The organism is Affinirhizobium straminoryzae (genome assembly GCF_007004135.1).
GTDB classification, from domain to species: domain Bacteria; phylum Pseudomonadota; class Alphaproteobacteria; order Rhizobiales; family Rhizobiaceae; genus Neorhizobium; species Neorhizobium straminoryzae.
In genome coordinates this window covers 36253-51331 of sequence record NZ_VJMG01000078.1, presented here as the reverse complement: position 1 = coordinate 51331, position 15079 = coordinate 36253, and the positions used below count along the sequence as shown (strand labels likewise).

Annotated in this window: 16 protein-coding genes, 1 tRNA gene and 1 pseudogene; 4 read left to right on the top strand and 14 right to left on the bottom strand. The window is 62.3% G+C overall.

Features of this window, described 5'->3' with window-relative positions; all coding sequences use genetic code 11:
- Nucleotides 1–4: 4 nt before the first annotated feature.
- From FNA46_RS22800 to rplU, 13 genes are all read right to left on the bottom strand, one after another.
- Nucleotides 5–1201 (bottom strand): divergent polysaccharide deacetylase family protein, encoded by a 1197-nt coding sequence (locus FNA46_RS22800; protein WP_246103308.1) that lies wholly within the window; start codon nt 1199–1201, stop codon nt 5–7.
- Between the two features lie 153 nt (nt 1202–1354).
- A complete protein-coding gene (locus FNA46_RS22795; RefSeq protein WP_143127515.1) occupies nt 1355–2689 on the bottom strand; it encodes a S41 family peptidase in 1335 nt (444 codons plus the stop codon).
- The gene (locus FNA46_RS22790; RefSeq protein ID WP_425468798.1) at nt 2679–4097 is read right to left on the bottom strand and encodes a murein hydrolase activator EnvC family protein; all 1419 of its coding nucleotides are present in this window, start codon (nt 4095–4097) and stop codon (nt 2679–2681) included. The genes FNA46_RS22795 and FNA46_RS22790 overlap by 11 nt, the downstream gene beginning before the upstream one ends.
- Before the next feature lie 113 nt (nt 4098–4210).
- A complete protein-coding gene (gene rlmH, locus FNA46_RS22785; protein WP_143127514.1) occupies nt 4211–4693 on the bottom strand; it encodes a 23S rRNA (pseudouridine(1915)-N(3))-methyltransferase RlmH in 483 nt (160 codons plus the stop codon).
- A 111-nt stretch (nt 4694–4804) separates the two neighbouring features.
- Entirely contained in the window at nt 4805–5248 is a 444-nt protein-coding gene (rsfS, locus tag FNA46_RS22780) for a ribosome silencing factor (protein WP_143127513.1), read from the bottom strand.
- A gap of 52 nt (nt 5249–5300) precedes the next feature.
- Nucleotides 5301–5945 carry a nicotinate-nucleotide adenylyltransferase gene (locus tag FNA46_RS22775; protein WP_143127555.1) on the bottom strand — a complete coding sequence of 215 codons (645 nt, stop codon included), beginning with the start codon at nt 5943–5945 and terminating at the stop codon, nt 5301–5303.
- Nucleotides 5946–5986: 41 nt separating this feature from the next.
- Nucleotides 5987–7267: a glutamate-5-semialdehyde dehydrogenase gene (locus FNA46_RS22770; protein ID WP_143127512.1), complete on the bottom strand. Its 1281-nt coding sequence runs from the start codon at nt 7265–7267 to the stop codon at nt 5987–5989.
- A complete protein-coding gene (gene proB, locus FNA46_RS22765; RefSeq protein ID WP_185969964.1) occupies nt 7257–8429 on the bottom strand; it encodes a glutamate 5-kinase in 1173 nt (390 codons plus the stop codon). The genes FNA46_RS22770 and proB overlap by 11 nt, the downstream gene beginning before the upstream one ends.
- A gap of 5 nt (nt 8430–8434) precedes the next feature.
- On the bottom strand, nt 8435–9502 hold the full coding sequence (obgE, locus tag FNA46_RS22760) for a GTPase ObgE (protein WP_143127510.1): 1068 nt from the start codon (nt 9500–9502) through the stop codon (nt 8435–8437).
- Between the two features lie 175 nt (nt 9503–9677).
- A complete protein-coding gene (locus FNA46_RS22755) occupies nt 9678–10250 on the bottom strand; it encodes a GNAT family N-acetyltransferase (protein ID WP_143127509.1) in 573 nt (190 codons plus the stop codon).
- Complete coding sequence (locus tag FNA46_RS22750) at nt 10247–10882, bottom strand: GNAT family N-acetyltransferase (RefSeq protein ID WP_143127508.1); 636 nt, start codon at nt 10880–10882, stop codon at nt 10247–10249. The genes FNA46_RS22755 and FNA46_RS22750 overlap by 4 nt, the downstream gene beginning before the upstream one ends.
- A 134-nt stretch (nt 10883–11016) precedes the next feature.
- Complete coding sequence (gene rpmA / locus FNA46_RS22745; RefSeq protein WP_143127507.1) at nt 11017–11286, bottom strand: 50S ribosomal protein L27; 270 nt, start codon at nt 11284–11286, stop codon at nt 11017–11019.
- 41 nt (nt 11287–11327) lie between these two features.
- Nucleotides 11328–11639, bottom strand: coding sequence for a 50S ribosomal protein L21 (gene rplU, locus FNA46_RS22740; protein WP_143127506.1), 312 nt, complete (start codon nt 11637–11639; stop codon nt 11328–11330).
- Nucleotides 11640–11948: 309 nt separating this feature from the next.
- Here rplU and FNA46_RS22735 point away from each other — a divergent pair.
- The 3 genes and pseudogenes from FNA46_RS22735 (at nt 11949) to FNA46_RS22730 (ending at nt 13571) form a co-directional block, all read left to right on the top strand.
- A tRNA-Ser gene (locus FNA46_RS22735) sits at nt 11949–12038 on the top strand.
- 78 nt (nt 12039–12116) lie between these two features.
- Nucleotides 12117–12275 (top strand): annotated as a pseudogene (locus FNA46_RS26680) (DUF6538 domain-containing protein); the annotation flags it as partial.
- Between the two features lie 39 nt (nt 12276–12314).
- Nucleotides 12315–13571: a site-specific integrase gene (locus FNA46_RS22730; RefSeq protein WP_143127505.1), complete on the top strand. Its 1257-nt coding sequence runs from the start codon at nt 12315–12317 to the stop codon at nt 13569–13571.
- Nucleotides 13572–13587: 16 nt separating this feature from the next.
- On the opposite strand, the gene FNA46_RS22725 is transcribed toward FNA46_RS22730, so the two are convergent.
- Nucleotides 13588–14777 (bottom strand): IS3 family transposase gene (locus tag FNA46_RS22725; RefSeq protein WP_143127504.1). Its coding sequence is split into 2 segments (ribosomal slippage): nt 13588–14525 and nt 14525–14777, totalling 1191 coding nucleotides; the frame shifts between segments, so codons are not numbered across the junction.
- Nucleotides 14778–14845: 68 nt separating this feature from the next.
- On the opposite strand from FNA46_RS22725, the gene FNA46_RS22720 reads away from it, so the two are divergent.
- Complete coding sequence (locus FNA46_RS22720) at nt 14846–15061, top strand: hypothetical protein (protein ID WP_143127503.1); 216 nt, start codon at nt 14846–14848, stop codon at nt 15059–15061.
- Nucleotides 15062–15079: the final 18 nt, after the last annotated feature.

Here is a 15079-nt window from a genome sequence, read left to right as displayed (position 1 = left end):
GTCCTCACTGCTGTTGTTGCGGCGCGGAGACGAGGGCGGACACGCCGACCACCTCGATACCCCTGCCCTCTGCCTGTTTCATCCATTCGGCCACGGCATCGACTGTCTCATCGAAGGCAGAGCCGATGCCAATGGCGTTGCCCCGGCGCTCCGCAATCCGCTGCAGATCGTCCAGCTTGCGCAGGATCGCATCGCGCCGCAATTCGCCATCCAGCGTCAGATCGGCAAAGCCATGCGGCAGATCGAGGGTGCGGGCAAGCGTTTCCGTCTTCGACTGCGCAAAGGCGCCGTCATCGAGAAACAGCAGGCCACGTGCGGCAATATCCTTCAGAACGGGTTCGAGCGCGCCCGCATCGGCCAGATAGCGGCCGCCGAGAAAGTTCACGATGCCGGTATAATTGGTGATCCGCGCCATGGCCTGATGCAGCGCCTTCAGGTTCTGCGCGGCAGGCTTGCCCGTCACCAGCGTCAGGGGGCCGGGATCGTTTGCCGGGTAATCAAAAGGCTCCATCGGCACCTGCAGCAGGATTTCGTGGCCGCCGGTGCGCGCCTCCTGCATCCAGCGCTGCAGGCTGTTGCCGCTTGCCGCAAAGGCCAAGGTCACGCTGCCGGGCAAGGTGCGGATGGCGCGCTGCGTGCTGGTCTGGCTGATGCCGAGCCCGCCGATGACGATGGCGATGCGGTTGCCGCGCGCTCCGGACCAGGGCCGTGCATACTGGTCCATCGGCCGCAATCCGTCCGGCGCCCGCACGGGCAGGCGGCCGAAGGGCGTCTCTTCCAGCAGGTCCTCATTCGGCTGGGCGGCCATGCGCGGGTCCTGCCCCGCCAGACGCGCATCGATCAGCTTTGGCCCGCTGCCATCGCGCAGACGCGGCGAGACGGTGGTCACGACGGAACCATCCTCCGGCACCGAGCGTGCCACAGTCGCGCTGGACTGGCCGGAAACGGGAGAAACTGACGGAGTCGGAGGAGAGGTGGCACGGAGCGGGGCCGGGGCCGCAGGCGCTGCCGGCGGCACGGCAAGCGTCACTGCGACGGGTTCGCCGGGCGGCAATCCGGCGGTGCGCATCAGATAGAAGGAAACGCCGAGCAGGGCAGCAGCGCCGAGGCCCGTCAGAACGGTCGCCAGCGTCAGGCGGGACCCGGTCGCACGCCGGCGCCCGTCCTTGCCCTTGAGCGGCGCTCGAAGATCTGTCCCCACGGGTTCCGCCTGCCCCCAAAGTCATTCTCATTGCCAAGCGCGCCAGAGCGGAAACGCTTGCTTCTCGGGAAGACACAAGCGTCAGAACGTCAACACGCTCATGGAAAACCCGCCCGGCCGGAAGGGCAGGGCGGGCTGCAAAACAAAGTCAGGTCAGGGCTTGGTCGCCGAGGCCGTCGGGCTGTCCTGATGCGGCGGGAAGGACGGGTCCGTCTTCGTGCCGTGCAACAGGTCCAGCGCGTAGTTCAGCTGCACATCGTCCTTGGCTTCCGGCGGCACATAGGCGCTGGAGCCGGACCCTTCCTCGGTCTCGTTCTGACCCTGGATATGGCCGCGCAGGCTGGATTCGCCTTCGGGGCGGATCTTGCCCTGCAGGTCGGCCGGCAGCGGCTGCTCGACCTTGATGTCCGGCTGGATGCCGGTGCCTTGGATCGACTTGCCGGACGGCGTGTAATAGAGCGCCGTGGTCAGACGCAAAGCACCCGCCTCGCCGAGCGGGATGATCGTCTGGACCGACCCCTTGCCGAAGGAACGCGTGCCGAGCACCGTGGCGCGCTTCAGATCCTGCAGCGCACCGGCCACGATTTCCGAGGCGGATGCGGAGCCGCCGTTGATCAGCACGATCACAGGCTTGCCATCCGTCAGGTCGCCCGGACCGGCATTGAAGCGGCGGGTTTCCTCCGGATTGCGACCGCGGGTGGAGACCACCTCGCCGCGCTCCAGGAAGGCGTCGGAAACGTTGATCGCCTGGTCGAGCAGACCGCCCGGGTTGAGACGCAAATCGAGCACATAGCCCTTCAGCTTGTCGGCCGGAACATCGGCCTTGATCTTCTTGATCGCCTTTTCGAGATCGTCATAGGTCTTTTCGGTGAAGGAGATGACGCGCAGATAGCCGATGTCACCCTGCTCGACGCGCGATTTCACGGCGCGCACGGCAATCACGTCACGCACGACGGTGAGTTCGATCGGCTTGTCGGCGCCCTTGCGCAGGATGGTCAGCTTGATCGGCGTCTTGACCGGACCACGCATCTTTTCGACCGCGTCCTCGAGCTTCATGCCGCGCACCGGCTTGCCGTCAATCTCGGAGATGTAATCGCCCGAGAGAACGCCTGCCTTTGCCGCAGGCGTATCGTCGATCGGGGTGATGACCTTTACCAGCTCGTTTTCCATCGTCACTTCGATGCCGAGGCCGCCGAACTCACCCTTCGTCTGGGTGCGCATGTCGGCCGCGTCCTTGGCATTCATGTAGCTGGAATGCGGATCAAGCGACGACAGCATGCCATTGATGGCATTTTCGATCAGCTTCTGTTCATCCGGAGGCGTGACATACTGGGCACGGACACGTTCGAACACGTCCCCGAAAATCGACAGCTCACGATAGGTCGACGATCCCGCAGCCTGGGCCGGCACGCCCGCGGAATACACGACACTCATGGCTGTGGCGCCGAGCAGCGCCCCAACGATGACAAGAGAAGCCCTACGAATCATTTCGTGCCCTTCCAGTTTCCTTTGTGGACCACCACGGCTTCGAATCGACCGGAGTGCCGTCCTTTCTGAATTCAATGTAAAGCGTTGGACGATCTGTTTCCAGCGCCAACGCCGTTGCGCTCGCCACTCTTTTCTCGCCCATGACGGCTATCGGTTCGCCCGCGAAAACGAACTTTCCCTGCCGCACATTGACCTTTTCCATGCCTGTCAGGACCAGGTGATACCCATCGCCTGCATTGAGAATGATCATCTGCCCATAGCTTCGGAAGGCGCCGGCAAAGACGACAAGACCGTCGGCGGGTGCCGTGACCACGGCACCGGGGCCTGAGGCAAGGGTCACACCCTTGGCCGGATGGCCGGTGCCGTCGGGATCGCCATAGGCCCTCAGCACATCGCCTTCGACCGGATAGGTCAACTTTTGCTTGAGGCTCGCAAACGGATATGCGGGCGCAATACGGTTTTTGTCGGGCACGCCGCCTTCGGCCAGCTGCTCGGCCTTCTCGCGCTGCTCCGCCGTCAGCTGCTTGCGGCGCTCCTCCTCCTGGCGCGCCTGCGCCATCGCATCACGCACGGAAGAAATCTCGCCCTCCAGCGACTGGATCAGTCCCTGCAGGCTGGTCGCCCGGCTGGCCAGCTCTTCGGAACGGCGCCGTTCGGCATCGAGTTCGGCGGCGCTCTGGCGGCTCTGCTTGTCGTTTTCCGCAAGCAGCAGATCCATCCGCCGGTCTTCCTCCAGGCTGGCGCTCATCGCGCCGGCAGCCTTGTCCTTCTCGGCCGCAGCATCCCTTTCCAGATCGGAGAGGGACTGCAGATCGGTCATCAACCGCTCCGCCTCGGCGCGCATGCCGGGAACGACGGCACCAAGAAGGATGGCGCTCCGCACCGATCCCAGCGCATCTTCGGGCGTGACGAGCAGCGCCGGCGGCGGATTGCGCCCCATGCGCTGCAGCGCGGCCAGAACCTCCGCCAGAACGCCGCGCCGTTCGTGCAGCGAGGCGCGAATGCCATCCTGCCTGACGCGCAGCTCCGCCATCCGGTTCTCGCTCTTGCGGATCGTCGCTTCCAGCTGCTTGCGCCGCGCAGCCGATTCGATCAGTGCCTGACGGATCGAGGCGCTGCTCTTGTCGAGCGCGGCAATTGCCTCGCCGATCGATTTCGCCTTGTCGCCGGACAGGCTCAACGTCTTCGACAGCTCCTCCAGTTCGGCACGCGTCTGGTCACGTTTCTGCTCAAGCGCATCGACGGTGGGAGAGGAGGCTGGCGTACCATCCGCCGGCTGATCGGCGGGCGTTCCGATATCAACAGCCTGAGCATCCTGCGCATGAAGCTGCCCAGCGCCTGCCAAGACAAGCAGCACCACCGCAACCAGCGGCGGCGCCAGGCGCATGCTGTCTTGTCCCTTGCGCATTCCCACTCTTTGCGTCAGCCCTGATCGAAGCAAGCTAAGGCCTTTTGCCGGCCAGCACCAGAAACAAGATCGTGTAGGCAAAATCTGAGGCCCCGGTCCGCCACGCTTCCACATCAGACGCGGTGATAGGGATGGCCGGAGAGGATGGTGACGGCACGGTACAACTGTTCAGCGATCAAAATGCGCACCAGCTGGTGCGGCCAGGTCATGGAGCCGAGATTGATGACGACATCCGCGCGATCGTAGAGCACAGGATCAAGCCCATCGGCGCCGCCGATGGCAATCATCATCTCCCGCTTGCCCTGATCGCGATATCTTCCGACGAGACTTGCGAAGGCGGGGCTATCCAGTGCTTTGCCGCGCTCGTCGAGCAGGATCAGCACGGCCCCCTCGGGCAGGCTCTTTTCCAGAAGCCCGGCCTCCTCGCGCTTGCGGGTGTCCGCCGCGGAGGCGCGGCTTTCGTTCACTTCTGTCACGCGCGCAAACTCAAGGCTCACCGCCGGGCCAGCCTTGGCGAAGCGGTCGAGATAGCGTGACGCAAGTTCCTTCTCAGGTCCGGCTTTGAGCCGTCCCACGGCAAAAAGGCCAATCCGCATGTCTGCCACCGCATATTCTGGTGCCGCAAGAAGAGCTTTCGGCTGAGCCACTGCCCAGCCGCCCGTTGCGGCTCATCGCACCTGCGGCGGTCAGCTCTGGCTGATCGGGCGCTAGTGCAGCGTTCCTTCCTCATCGGGAGCCGCCCACATCTTTTCGATGTTGTAGAACTCCCTGATTTCCGGGCGGAACACATGGATGATGACGTCACCGGTGTCAATCAGCACCCAGTCACCCGTGTCCATGCCTTCGACGCGGGCGCTGCCAAAGCCCTCGTCCTTAAGGTCGGTCAACAGATGTTCCGAGATTGCCGAGACATGCCGGTTCGAGCGCCCGGTGACCACGACCATGTAGTCGCCCAGCGCGGATTTTCCGGCAATGTTGATGGTGACGATGTCTTCGGCCTTGGAGTCCTCGAGGCTGGCGAGGACCACTTCGAGAGCGCGGGCGGCGGCATCGGCGCCACGTTCCAGGCTCTTCGGGATAACGCTGAGCGTTCTCCCCTTGGCGTGTACTGTTGTCAGAGGTCTTCCTTTCGTCACGAACAGAACAGGCACGACGCGAATCTTCCGACGGAAGATCCACGATCATGAAGGTGGCATCGAATGGTTAATCTTTCAAGGCGCGGCGCAGTCCGCCGGAAGCCTCGCGCAAGCCCGGCATCGGGACCGGGCGGGCAGCCTGCCGGATTTCCGTGGAACTCAGCGTGGAGCGCGGGCCGTGAATGAAGGTCCAGGCCGGCGGTCGGCGCAGGCCAAGCGAACGCGCCGCATTTTCATCCACTCGCGCAAAGGAGAGCGCACGCGCCGCGGGCGAGGAGAGGAAGGAGAGCGTGGCGCCCGGCCTGTCCACCACGACGATCGGCACCAGAGCGGCGATCTCGCGCCATTTCTGCCAGCGGTGAAAGGTCTTCAGGCTGTCGGCGCCCATGATCCAGACAAAGCGCACGCCCGGATGGCGCGCCACCACATGGGCGAGCGTATGAGCAGTGAAACTCGTCTTCAGCCGCTCCTCGAAGGCGGTGATCTTGATGCGCGGATTGCGCGCCAGATCACGACTGAGCGCGATGCGCTCTGCCAGCGGCAAGAGAATGGACCGGCTTTTCAGCGGATTGCCGGGCGTCACCATCCACCAGAGCTGATCGAGGCCGAGCCGCTTCAGCGCGATCTCGGCCACCAGCCGATGGCCGGGATGCGGCGGATTGAACGACCCGCCGAACAGGCCGACCACCATGCCGCGCTCCACATGCGGCATGGAAAGATAAGGTGTCAGGCGTTCCCCCTCCGCCACGCGCGTCAGGGCCGCGTCTGGCCGGTGCCGTGCACCCGGTACTTGAACGAGGTCAGCTGCTCGACACCGACCGGGCCGCGCGCATGCATCTTGCCGGTGGAAATGCCGATCTCGCCGCCCATGCCGAATTCGCCGCCATCGGCAAACTGGGTGGAGGCATTGTGCAGGAGGATCGCCGAATCGATCTCGTTGAAGAAGCGTGCCACAACCGCCGGATCCTCCGCCAGCACCGCCTCCGTGTGGTTCGAGGAATAGGTGTTGATGTGGCGGATCGCCCCCTCGATGCCATCCACCAGCGTCACCGAAATGATCGCCTCCAGATATTCCGTGCACCAGTCCTCTGCGGTCGCGGGGATGAGACCCGGCACGCGTGCGCGCACCTCTTCGGAGGCGCGGATCTCGCAGCCCCTGGTCGCCAGCGCCTCAAGGATCGGTTTCAGGTGCGTGTCGGCCGCGGCCTGATCGACCAGCAGCGTTTCGGCGGCTCCGCAGATGCCGGTGCGGCGCATTTTCGCATTGACCACCACATTGACGGCCATTTCCAGATCGGCAGAGGCATCGACATAGATGTGGCAGAGGCCTTCCAGATGCGCAAAGACTGGCACGCGGGCTTCCGTCTGGACGCGGGCCACAAGGCTTTTGCCGCCGCGCGGCACGATGACGTCAATTGCGCCATCGAGACCGGACAACATGGCGCCGACGGCCGAACGATCGGCGACCGGGACGATCTGGATCGCCTCTTCCGGCAGGCCGGCAAGGGCCAGGCCCTTCGACAGGCAGCGATGGATTGCCTGCGATGAATGGAGGGAGTCAGAGCCGCCGCGCAAGATCACCGCATTGCCGGCTTTCAGACACAGCGCGCCTGCATCGGCCGTCACGTTCGGGCGGCTTTCATAGATCACACCGATCACGCCGAGCGGCGTGCGCACGCGCTCGATCTTCAGGCCGTTGGGGCGTTCCCAGGCGGCAATCACACTGCCGACCGGATCGGGAAGGGCGGCAATCGCTCTCAGTCCCTCGGCCATTTCGGCGACACGCTTTTCGTTGAGCGTCAGCCGGTCGATGAAGGAAGGCTGCAGACCCTTGTCGGCGACCGCAGCCAGATCCTGCGCATTGGCGGCGAGAATGTCCGGCGTCGCGGCGATGATGGCATCGGCGGCGGCGGTCAGCGCCGTGTTCTTCGCGTCCGTCGAGGCCGTAGCCAGCCGGCGCGCTGCCGCCTTCGCGTTGCGGCCGATCGCCTGCATCAGCTGTTCGATGTCGGAAACGGCAATCTTATCCAGCATGGGCGGCATCCTCCTCAACAGTGCCCTTGGTTTCAGCCACCAGCAGGCCGGTGATCACGAGATCATCGCGATGCACCATGGCGGCGCGGCCGGCATAGCCGAGAATGGATTCGATCTCGCCGGACTTGCGTCCGGCAATGGCGCGCGCCTCGTCGGCATCATAGCCGACCAGGCCGCGGGCGATCTCGCGGCCCTGCGTGCCGATGATGGCAACCGTATCGCCGCGGCTGAAGGGGCCGATAACGGCGCGTACGCCGGCGGGCAGCAGGCTCTTGCCGGAGGCAAGCGCCCTTTCAGCACCCGCATCGACCGTCAGCGTGCCCGCCGGCTGCAGCTGGCCGGCAATCCAGGTCTTGCGCGCCGTAACGGGCGTGCCGGAGGGCGCAAACCAGGAGGAGCGGGCACCGCTTTCGATCGCCCTTAGCGGATGATCGGTCTTGCCCGAAGCGATGATCATGCCGCAGCCGGCGCTGGTGGCGATCTTGCCGGCATCGATCTTGGTGCGCATGCCGCCGCGCGACAGTTCGGAGGCAGCGCCGCCCGCCATGGCCTCGATCTCCGGCGTGATCGACGGGATCGTATCGAGGAACTTCGCATCCGGATCGAGATGCGGCGGCGCTGTATAAAGGCCGTCGATATCAGAGAGCAGGATCAACAGGTCCGCACCGGTCATGGTGGCGACACGGGCCGCCAGCCGGTCATTGTCGCCATAGCGGATTTCGGTGGTCGCCACCGTGTCATTCTCGTTGATGATCGGCACGGCACCAAGCTTCAGCAGCTGGTTGATGGTGGCGCGGCCGTTGAGATACCGGCGACGCTCTTCCGTATCGCCGAGCGTCAGCAGGATCTGGCCGGCGACGATCCCATCCCGCGACAGGCTTTCCGACCAGGCACGCGCAAGCGCGATCTGGCCGACCGCCGCCGCCGCCTGGCTTTCCTCAAGCTTCAGCGCGCCGGGCGCCAGCCCCAGCACGGTTCGGCCGAGCGCGATGGCGCCGGAGGACACCACCAGCACCTCGATGTTGTTCGCCCGCAGCGCCGCGATATCGGCGCAGACCGAATCGAGCCAGCCGGATTTCAGGCCCGTCTTGCGGTCCACCAGCAGGGCGGAACCGATCTTGATGACGATGCGGCGATGAGCATTCAGGGGCTTGCGCGACATGACGATCAGTCCTCGTCCCCGGCATCGTCGAGATCGTCCGCATCCGCGACCGGAAGGCTGCGGTCGGGCAGCGCCGTCTTTTCGCTGGAGGCCACGATGACGTCGCGGAGCGCCCGCAGCGCCTCCGTAACGCCCATATGCGCGGCGGCCGAGAGAAGCAGCGGCGGCGAACCGCAGGCCTTCTGCAACTCCTTCGCCTTCTTCTTCAGTTCCTTTTCGTCCAGGACGTCGATCTGCGACAGCGCCACGATTTCCGCCTTGTCCTCCAGACCGCCGCCATAGGCTTCCAGCTCGTGCTTGACGGTCTTGTAGGCCTTGCCGACATGTTCTTCCTGCGCGGAGACCAGATGCAGCAGCACGCGCGTGCGCTCCACATGGCCAAGGAAGCGGTCGCCTATGCCAACGCCTTCATGCGCGCCTTCGATCAGGCCCGGAATATCGGCCAGCACGAATTCGCGGCCATCGATGGTGGCGACACCGAGATTGGGATGCAGCGTGGTGAAGGGGTAATTGGCAATCTTCGGCCGCGCACGGGTGACGGTGGCAAGGAAGGTGGACTTGCCGGCATTCGGCAGGCCGACCAGACCCGCATCGGCAATCAGCTTCAGCCGCAGCCAGATGGTCTTCTCGTCTCCCGGCAGGCCGGGATTGGCCCAATCCGGCGCCTGATTGGTGGAGGACTTGAAATAGGCATTGCCGAAGCCGCCATTGCCGCCGGCGGCAAGACGGAAGCGCTGCCCCTCTTCCGTGAGATCGACGATCAGCGTCTCGTTGTCTTCCTCGAACACCTGAGTACCGACCGGCACCTTCATGGTGACACTGGCGCCATTGGCGCCGGTGCGGTTGCGGCCCATGCCGTGAATGCCGGTGCCGGCCTTGTAATGCTGCTGGTAGCGATAATCGATCAGGGTGTTGAGGCCGTTGACCGCCTCGATCCACACATCGCCGCCACGGCCGCCATCGCCGCCATCCGGGCCACCGAACTCGATGAACTTCTCGCGGCGGAAGGAAACGGCGCCGGCGCCACCATCTCCGGAACGAATATAGACTTTGGCCTCGTCGAGGAATTTCATGGGTTCTGCCCGTTCGTCATGCGGTTGATCGAGACGATAACCGGATTGTTTTCCGGGCTTTTCGTTATCGTCGCTTTGCTGTCACGTCAAAGCCTATCGTGGTTGCCGGGCCCTCCGGCAGCCGTTCGGCCGGCCCGCAGAGGGAATTTCTCCCACGGACCGGCCATTCCAAGGCTCACGGCTGGCGAAAGGCCTCCGCCGTCAGGCTGGTTTCCAGATGCGGCGCCATGGCATTGCGCGCCATGCTGAACAGGTCCGCGCAGCGCAGGATGGAGAAGCCGAGCTTTTCCTGGATGCGCAGCGAGGCGGCATTATCGGCAAAGGCACCGGAATGCAGGACCGTCTCCGGCATGCGCCGGAAGAAGCGCTCCACGACCGCGCCCGCGGCTTCCGTCATGAGCCCCTGGCCCCAGTAGAAACGGTTCAGCCAGTAGCCGAGATGCCACCGGCCATGCCGCAGTTCCACCGCAACGCAGCCGATATGCACGCCATCGCCCTCGGTGATGGCGAAATGCCAGTCCGTGCTGGTGCGGTTGGCGTTCAGCCAGTCCACCGCATCGCTGCGGCTGTAGGGCGCGGGCACCCGCGACAGCATGCGAGTGACCTGCCAGTCGCCGAGCGAGTTTGCGATGGCATCGGCATCGCTCGTCCGGTGCGCACGCAGCACCAGATGGCGCGTTTCGATGATCGGGCAGGGGCCGAGCGCCCCCATGGTGCGGGGCGGCCGTGCGAGAAGGGTCGCGGTCATCGCATCTCCCCCCAGCTCTTCAGCGACATCCAGGTCTTGCGGTCGAGCCGGAACCACTCCACGGGCACCATGCCGCCGAGTGCCAGCGAGCCGACCATGCCGGACCCCTGGAACTGGAAGCCGCACTTCTGAATGACCCGGCGCGAGGCGACATTGGTGACCCGGCAGCGCGCATCGATCTGCTCGATGTCACGGGTGCGAAACGCCATGTCGATCAGCGCATGCGCCGCTTCCGTGGCATAGCCCTGGTTCCAGTAGGGTTCGCCCAGCCAGTATCCGATCTCCAGTGTCAACGCATCGTTGACATGCGGCTCCAGCGCGCAGCAACCAAGGAAAGCGCCGTTATCGGCTCGGGTAATGGCATAGACGCACTTGCCAATCTCGCCGGCTTTCGTACGTCGTACGAAATCGGCGGCGTCTTTTGCCGTGTATGGGTGCGGCATGCGCGACACCATGGTCGCGATATTGGCGTTGTTGGCGAGATGGGAAAGGGCGTCGATGTCTTCTTCGTGCGGGGCGCGCAGAACCAGTCTCTGCGACAGTAAGACGGGGCAATCGCTCCTTAACCGTTGCGGCCTCAACCGCTCCTCGGGCGACCGGCTCCGGTCGCTCCTTAACATTTCGCCTTGCATGGTTCAGTCCTCCTTTTGGACAAAGAAAAAGGGAAGGTGGGTGGCGCCCCATCTCCCCTGTTTTCTGGACTGAACCTTTTGCGGGTGTCAGCCGGGTCGATGAGACGCCGGCTGTTTTAACGCGCTACCGGCTTTTATTCCGCGGCTTCCGCTTTCGGCATCACAGACACGTACACGCGGCCATTGGCCTTGGTACGGTAGTCGACGTTACCGGCGGTGAGCGCAAAAATGGTGTAGTCCTTGCCGAGGCCGACATTGGCGCCCGGATGCCACTGCGTGCCGCGCTGACGCACGATGATGTTGCCGGCAACGACCGATTCGCCGCCGAACTTCTTCACGCCAAGGCGCTTGGAATTGGAATCGCGACCGTTGCGCGAGGAACCGCCAGCTTTTTTATGTGCCATGGGAGTTCTCCTTTAAATCTCTCGAAAATCCTGGGGACCGATCAGGCGCTGATCGCCGTGATGCGAACGACCGTGTGATGCTGGCGATGGCCGCGAATCCGCTTGGAATTCTGGCGACGACGCTTCTTGAAGGACAGAACCTTCTTGCCACGGTTATGCTCGACCACTTCGGCCTTCACGACGGCGCCGGCCACGAAGGGCGCGCCGATCTTGGCATCGGCGCCTTCGCCGACAACCAGGACTTCGTTGAATTCGATGACTTCGCCTGCGGCGACGTCGAGCTTCTCGATGGTGACGACATCGTCAGCCGCAACGCGGTACTGCTTACCGCCGGTCTTGATGACTGCGAACATTTTTTATCCTTTCATGTTCGATCCGGCTCTTTCCGCCAAAACGGAAGGCCGTCTTTTTATCAGTCCACGTTTGAGCAGGATTGCAAAAGAAGAACTCTTTTGAACCGGTCTGCCGGTGAAACCGGACCCTGAAGCGAGCCCGGACAAGGCTCCGGACGGAATACCCCATACCGGAATGCGTGGGGATTAATTCAGCCCCCTTGACCTGTCAAGGAAAAAGACTGGAAAGACTGCGATTTCTCCCTTGCCACCCGCCCCGTTCATCGCTATGTAGCGCACCGCACCGCCAAGGTGCCGACCAGATTGACCGGAGAGGTGGCTGAGTGGTCGAAAGCACCGCACTCGAAATGCGGCATACGGGCAACCGTATCGTGGGTTCGAATCCCACCCTCTCCGCCAAAATTCGCGCCATTGATTTCATGCGATTTTCAAAAGCCCCGGTTTGGGTCCGTACCCATCTATGTACCCGGGCTTTTCATGTATCATACACGTCACGGCAACGGCTTTAGATTTCAACGCCGAATCCCGCATGATCTCGTACCTATCCTTGGTAGGTCTCCAATCCGTCTAAATCTCGGCAGGGTGTCTAATCGACAGGCTGCGACAATCTGCCGGCTCTTAGCCGCCCGCCTTGACCGGCTATTTGCTCATACCCTCGGAACAGAGGGAAAAACGATGGTCCAAAAACAAGACCCGAGAGACATCATCATCGCCGAACTGCAGGCCGAGGTAGATTATCTCATGAGGACGATGAAAGAGGTGGCCGACGTCACCGACCAAGTCATGGAAGAGCAAGACCGCCTTCATGCGATCGAACTCGAAAATCAGTGTCTCAGACTAAGAGCGGAATCACATGAGCGCGAGAATACCTTCAAGCGCGAAGTTAACGCCGTCTACTCGTCATTCATTGATACGCAGACCTCAGTCCTCCAGACGCTTCAAGGTGGGAGGGCGAGTGCAACGGGCACTCCCGAGAGTGTGCAAAATCAGTTGGAGGCGCGCGCCAGGAAAATGGCAAGTCTCAACCAGTCTGTCGAAATCATGCTTGATGGCGGCCATCCAGGTCCGCTGCTGTCAGAAGCACTTGAGCATTGGTTCAAGGTGCGGTCCGGACTCGGTCTCGACCAGAAGAAAGTCGACACCGACTACAACCGGGTAAAGGATTTCATTTCCTTTGCTGGTTACAAACCAATCAACAGATATCGCTATCTTGAGTTTCAGGAGTTCGCGAACCTTCTGGCGCACGTTCCCGCAAAATTCAGCATGAAACCTGAGTTCAAGGGTATGACACAATTCGAGGCGGCGGCACACAACCGGAGCCTAGCCCCAAGGAAGCGTGAGAAAACACTGACGGGAAAGACTATCGAGTCAAATTACCTCTCGCCGTTGAACATGATTTTTCACGACATGTGCGCCCATCATGGCTTTCCGTCGCCGCTGGCCAACGTCAGCATTCGAATCTCTCATGAGGCGCGCGCCTCGACCGAACGGCTGCCAATTGAAGTTCCGGAGCTCAACAAGTGGTTCGAACAGACGGCGAAGGAAAGCCGCGGGGACAGTAAATGGCTGCCGCTTCTGGGAACCGTTACGGGAGCTCGTATTGGCGAACTCATCTGGCTTCAGAAAAAGGATATCTACAAAGTCGAAGGCGGCATTTGGGTGATGGACCTTACGACAGACTTGATAAACGCCCAAGGCATTCCAGTCGCTCGTCGGATCAAGAACAATTCTAGCCGACGGATTATTGCCATCCACCAAGCGATCGTGGATGCGGGGTTCATTGAGTACGTCCAGTCGTTCCCGAAAGACGGTTGGATATTCCCGTGGGCGTTTCACCATGGGAAAAATGAGGTCAAGCGCCCTGCAGATGCGGCGTCGAAACGGCTAAATGCTCAGCTGAAGAAACTGGGAATTCATAAAGAGATCGAGTGACCTGGCCACTGAACGTTCATCCGGCAGCGACTAGAGCCTCGGCGGTTTTTGATACGCCAAGTGGCGCGGTGGGAGCAACCGGTGGAAACGCGTAGCTTTCACATTGTGCAGTGTTGGAACCGGTTGCGGCGATGGTTCCGGGATAGGCAGCCGGGGTCTGGTATCCGAGCGACGAGTGCGGACGAAAGGTGTTGTAGTCCTTCGCCCATTCGGCAATGGCGCTGCTGGCATGATCAAGACCGAAGAACAGGCTTTCGTTGAGCAATTCATCGCGCATGCGGCCGTTGAAACTCTCGACATAGCCGTTCTGCATAGGCTTGCCCGGCGCGATGTAGTGCCATTCGACCTTGTGGTCTTTGGACCAGGTCAGGATCGCATTCGACGTGAACGCGGTGCCATTGTCGGAGACGATCATGCTGGGTTTGCCGCGCCGTTCGACCAGTGTCGTCAGTTCGCGAGCAACCCGACGGCCGGAGATCGACGTGTCCGGGATCGCTGCCAGGCATTCGCGCGTGACATCATCAACGACATTGAGCACCCGAAAGCGTCTGCCGCAGGCGAGCTGATCATGGACGAAATCCAGCGACCAGCGAGCATTGGCCTTCGCCTCGACGAGGATCGGCGCACGCGTGCCGACGGCACGTCGTCGCGCTTTGCGTTTGCGAACGGATAGCCCTTCCTCGCGATAGAGTCGGTAGATGCGGTTGACGCCGGATCGTTCTCCCTCCCGTCTGAGCACGATGAACAGCCGTCGGTATCCGAAACGCCGTCGCTGGTTGGCGAGTTCGCGCAGCTTCATTCGCAACTCGACCTCCGGCGATCGGCAGGACCGATAGCGGATCATCTTACGGTCGGCGGAAATGATCTGACAGGCCCGACGCTCCGAGAGGCCCATCAAGGCCCTCAGATGCGCGACGGCGTCACGCTTGGCGGCAGGCCCTACCATTTTTTTGAGAGAAGCTCACGGAGTGCCGCCACATCCAGCATCTGCTCAGCGAGCAACTTCTTCAGCTTCGCGTTCTCTTCTTCAAGCGCCTTCAGCCGCTTTGCATCGGAGACATCCATGCCGCCGTATTTGGCCTTCCAGTTGTAAAATGTCGCCTCAGAAATCCCGTACTTGCGGCAAAGGTCGGCGGCTTTCGCCCCCGCTTCTTGCTCCTTCAGCACTGCAATAATCTGCTCTTCTGTAAATCTCTGCTTCTTCATTCGTCCGTCCTCAATGGGCCGGACTCTAATCCATTCTGGAGGAAATTCTCCGTGGCAGGTCAGCGTCCATGGAGAATGTCGACGGATCCTTCTACACGCTGAAGGCGCAGCGGTTCCAAGGCACTGCGCGCGACTGTCTTGCAGAACCGCAGGATAACTGGGGCGGATTGGCTGCCGCCGCCTGGGTAAGGCAACTGGCGCAAGATCCCTCCTATGATCCCGATTGCGAGCACTTTATCAGCAGCGCCAAGGTTCTTGATCGCATATATGGACGGACGAACTGACGGAATAGCGTAAGCATC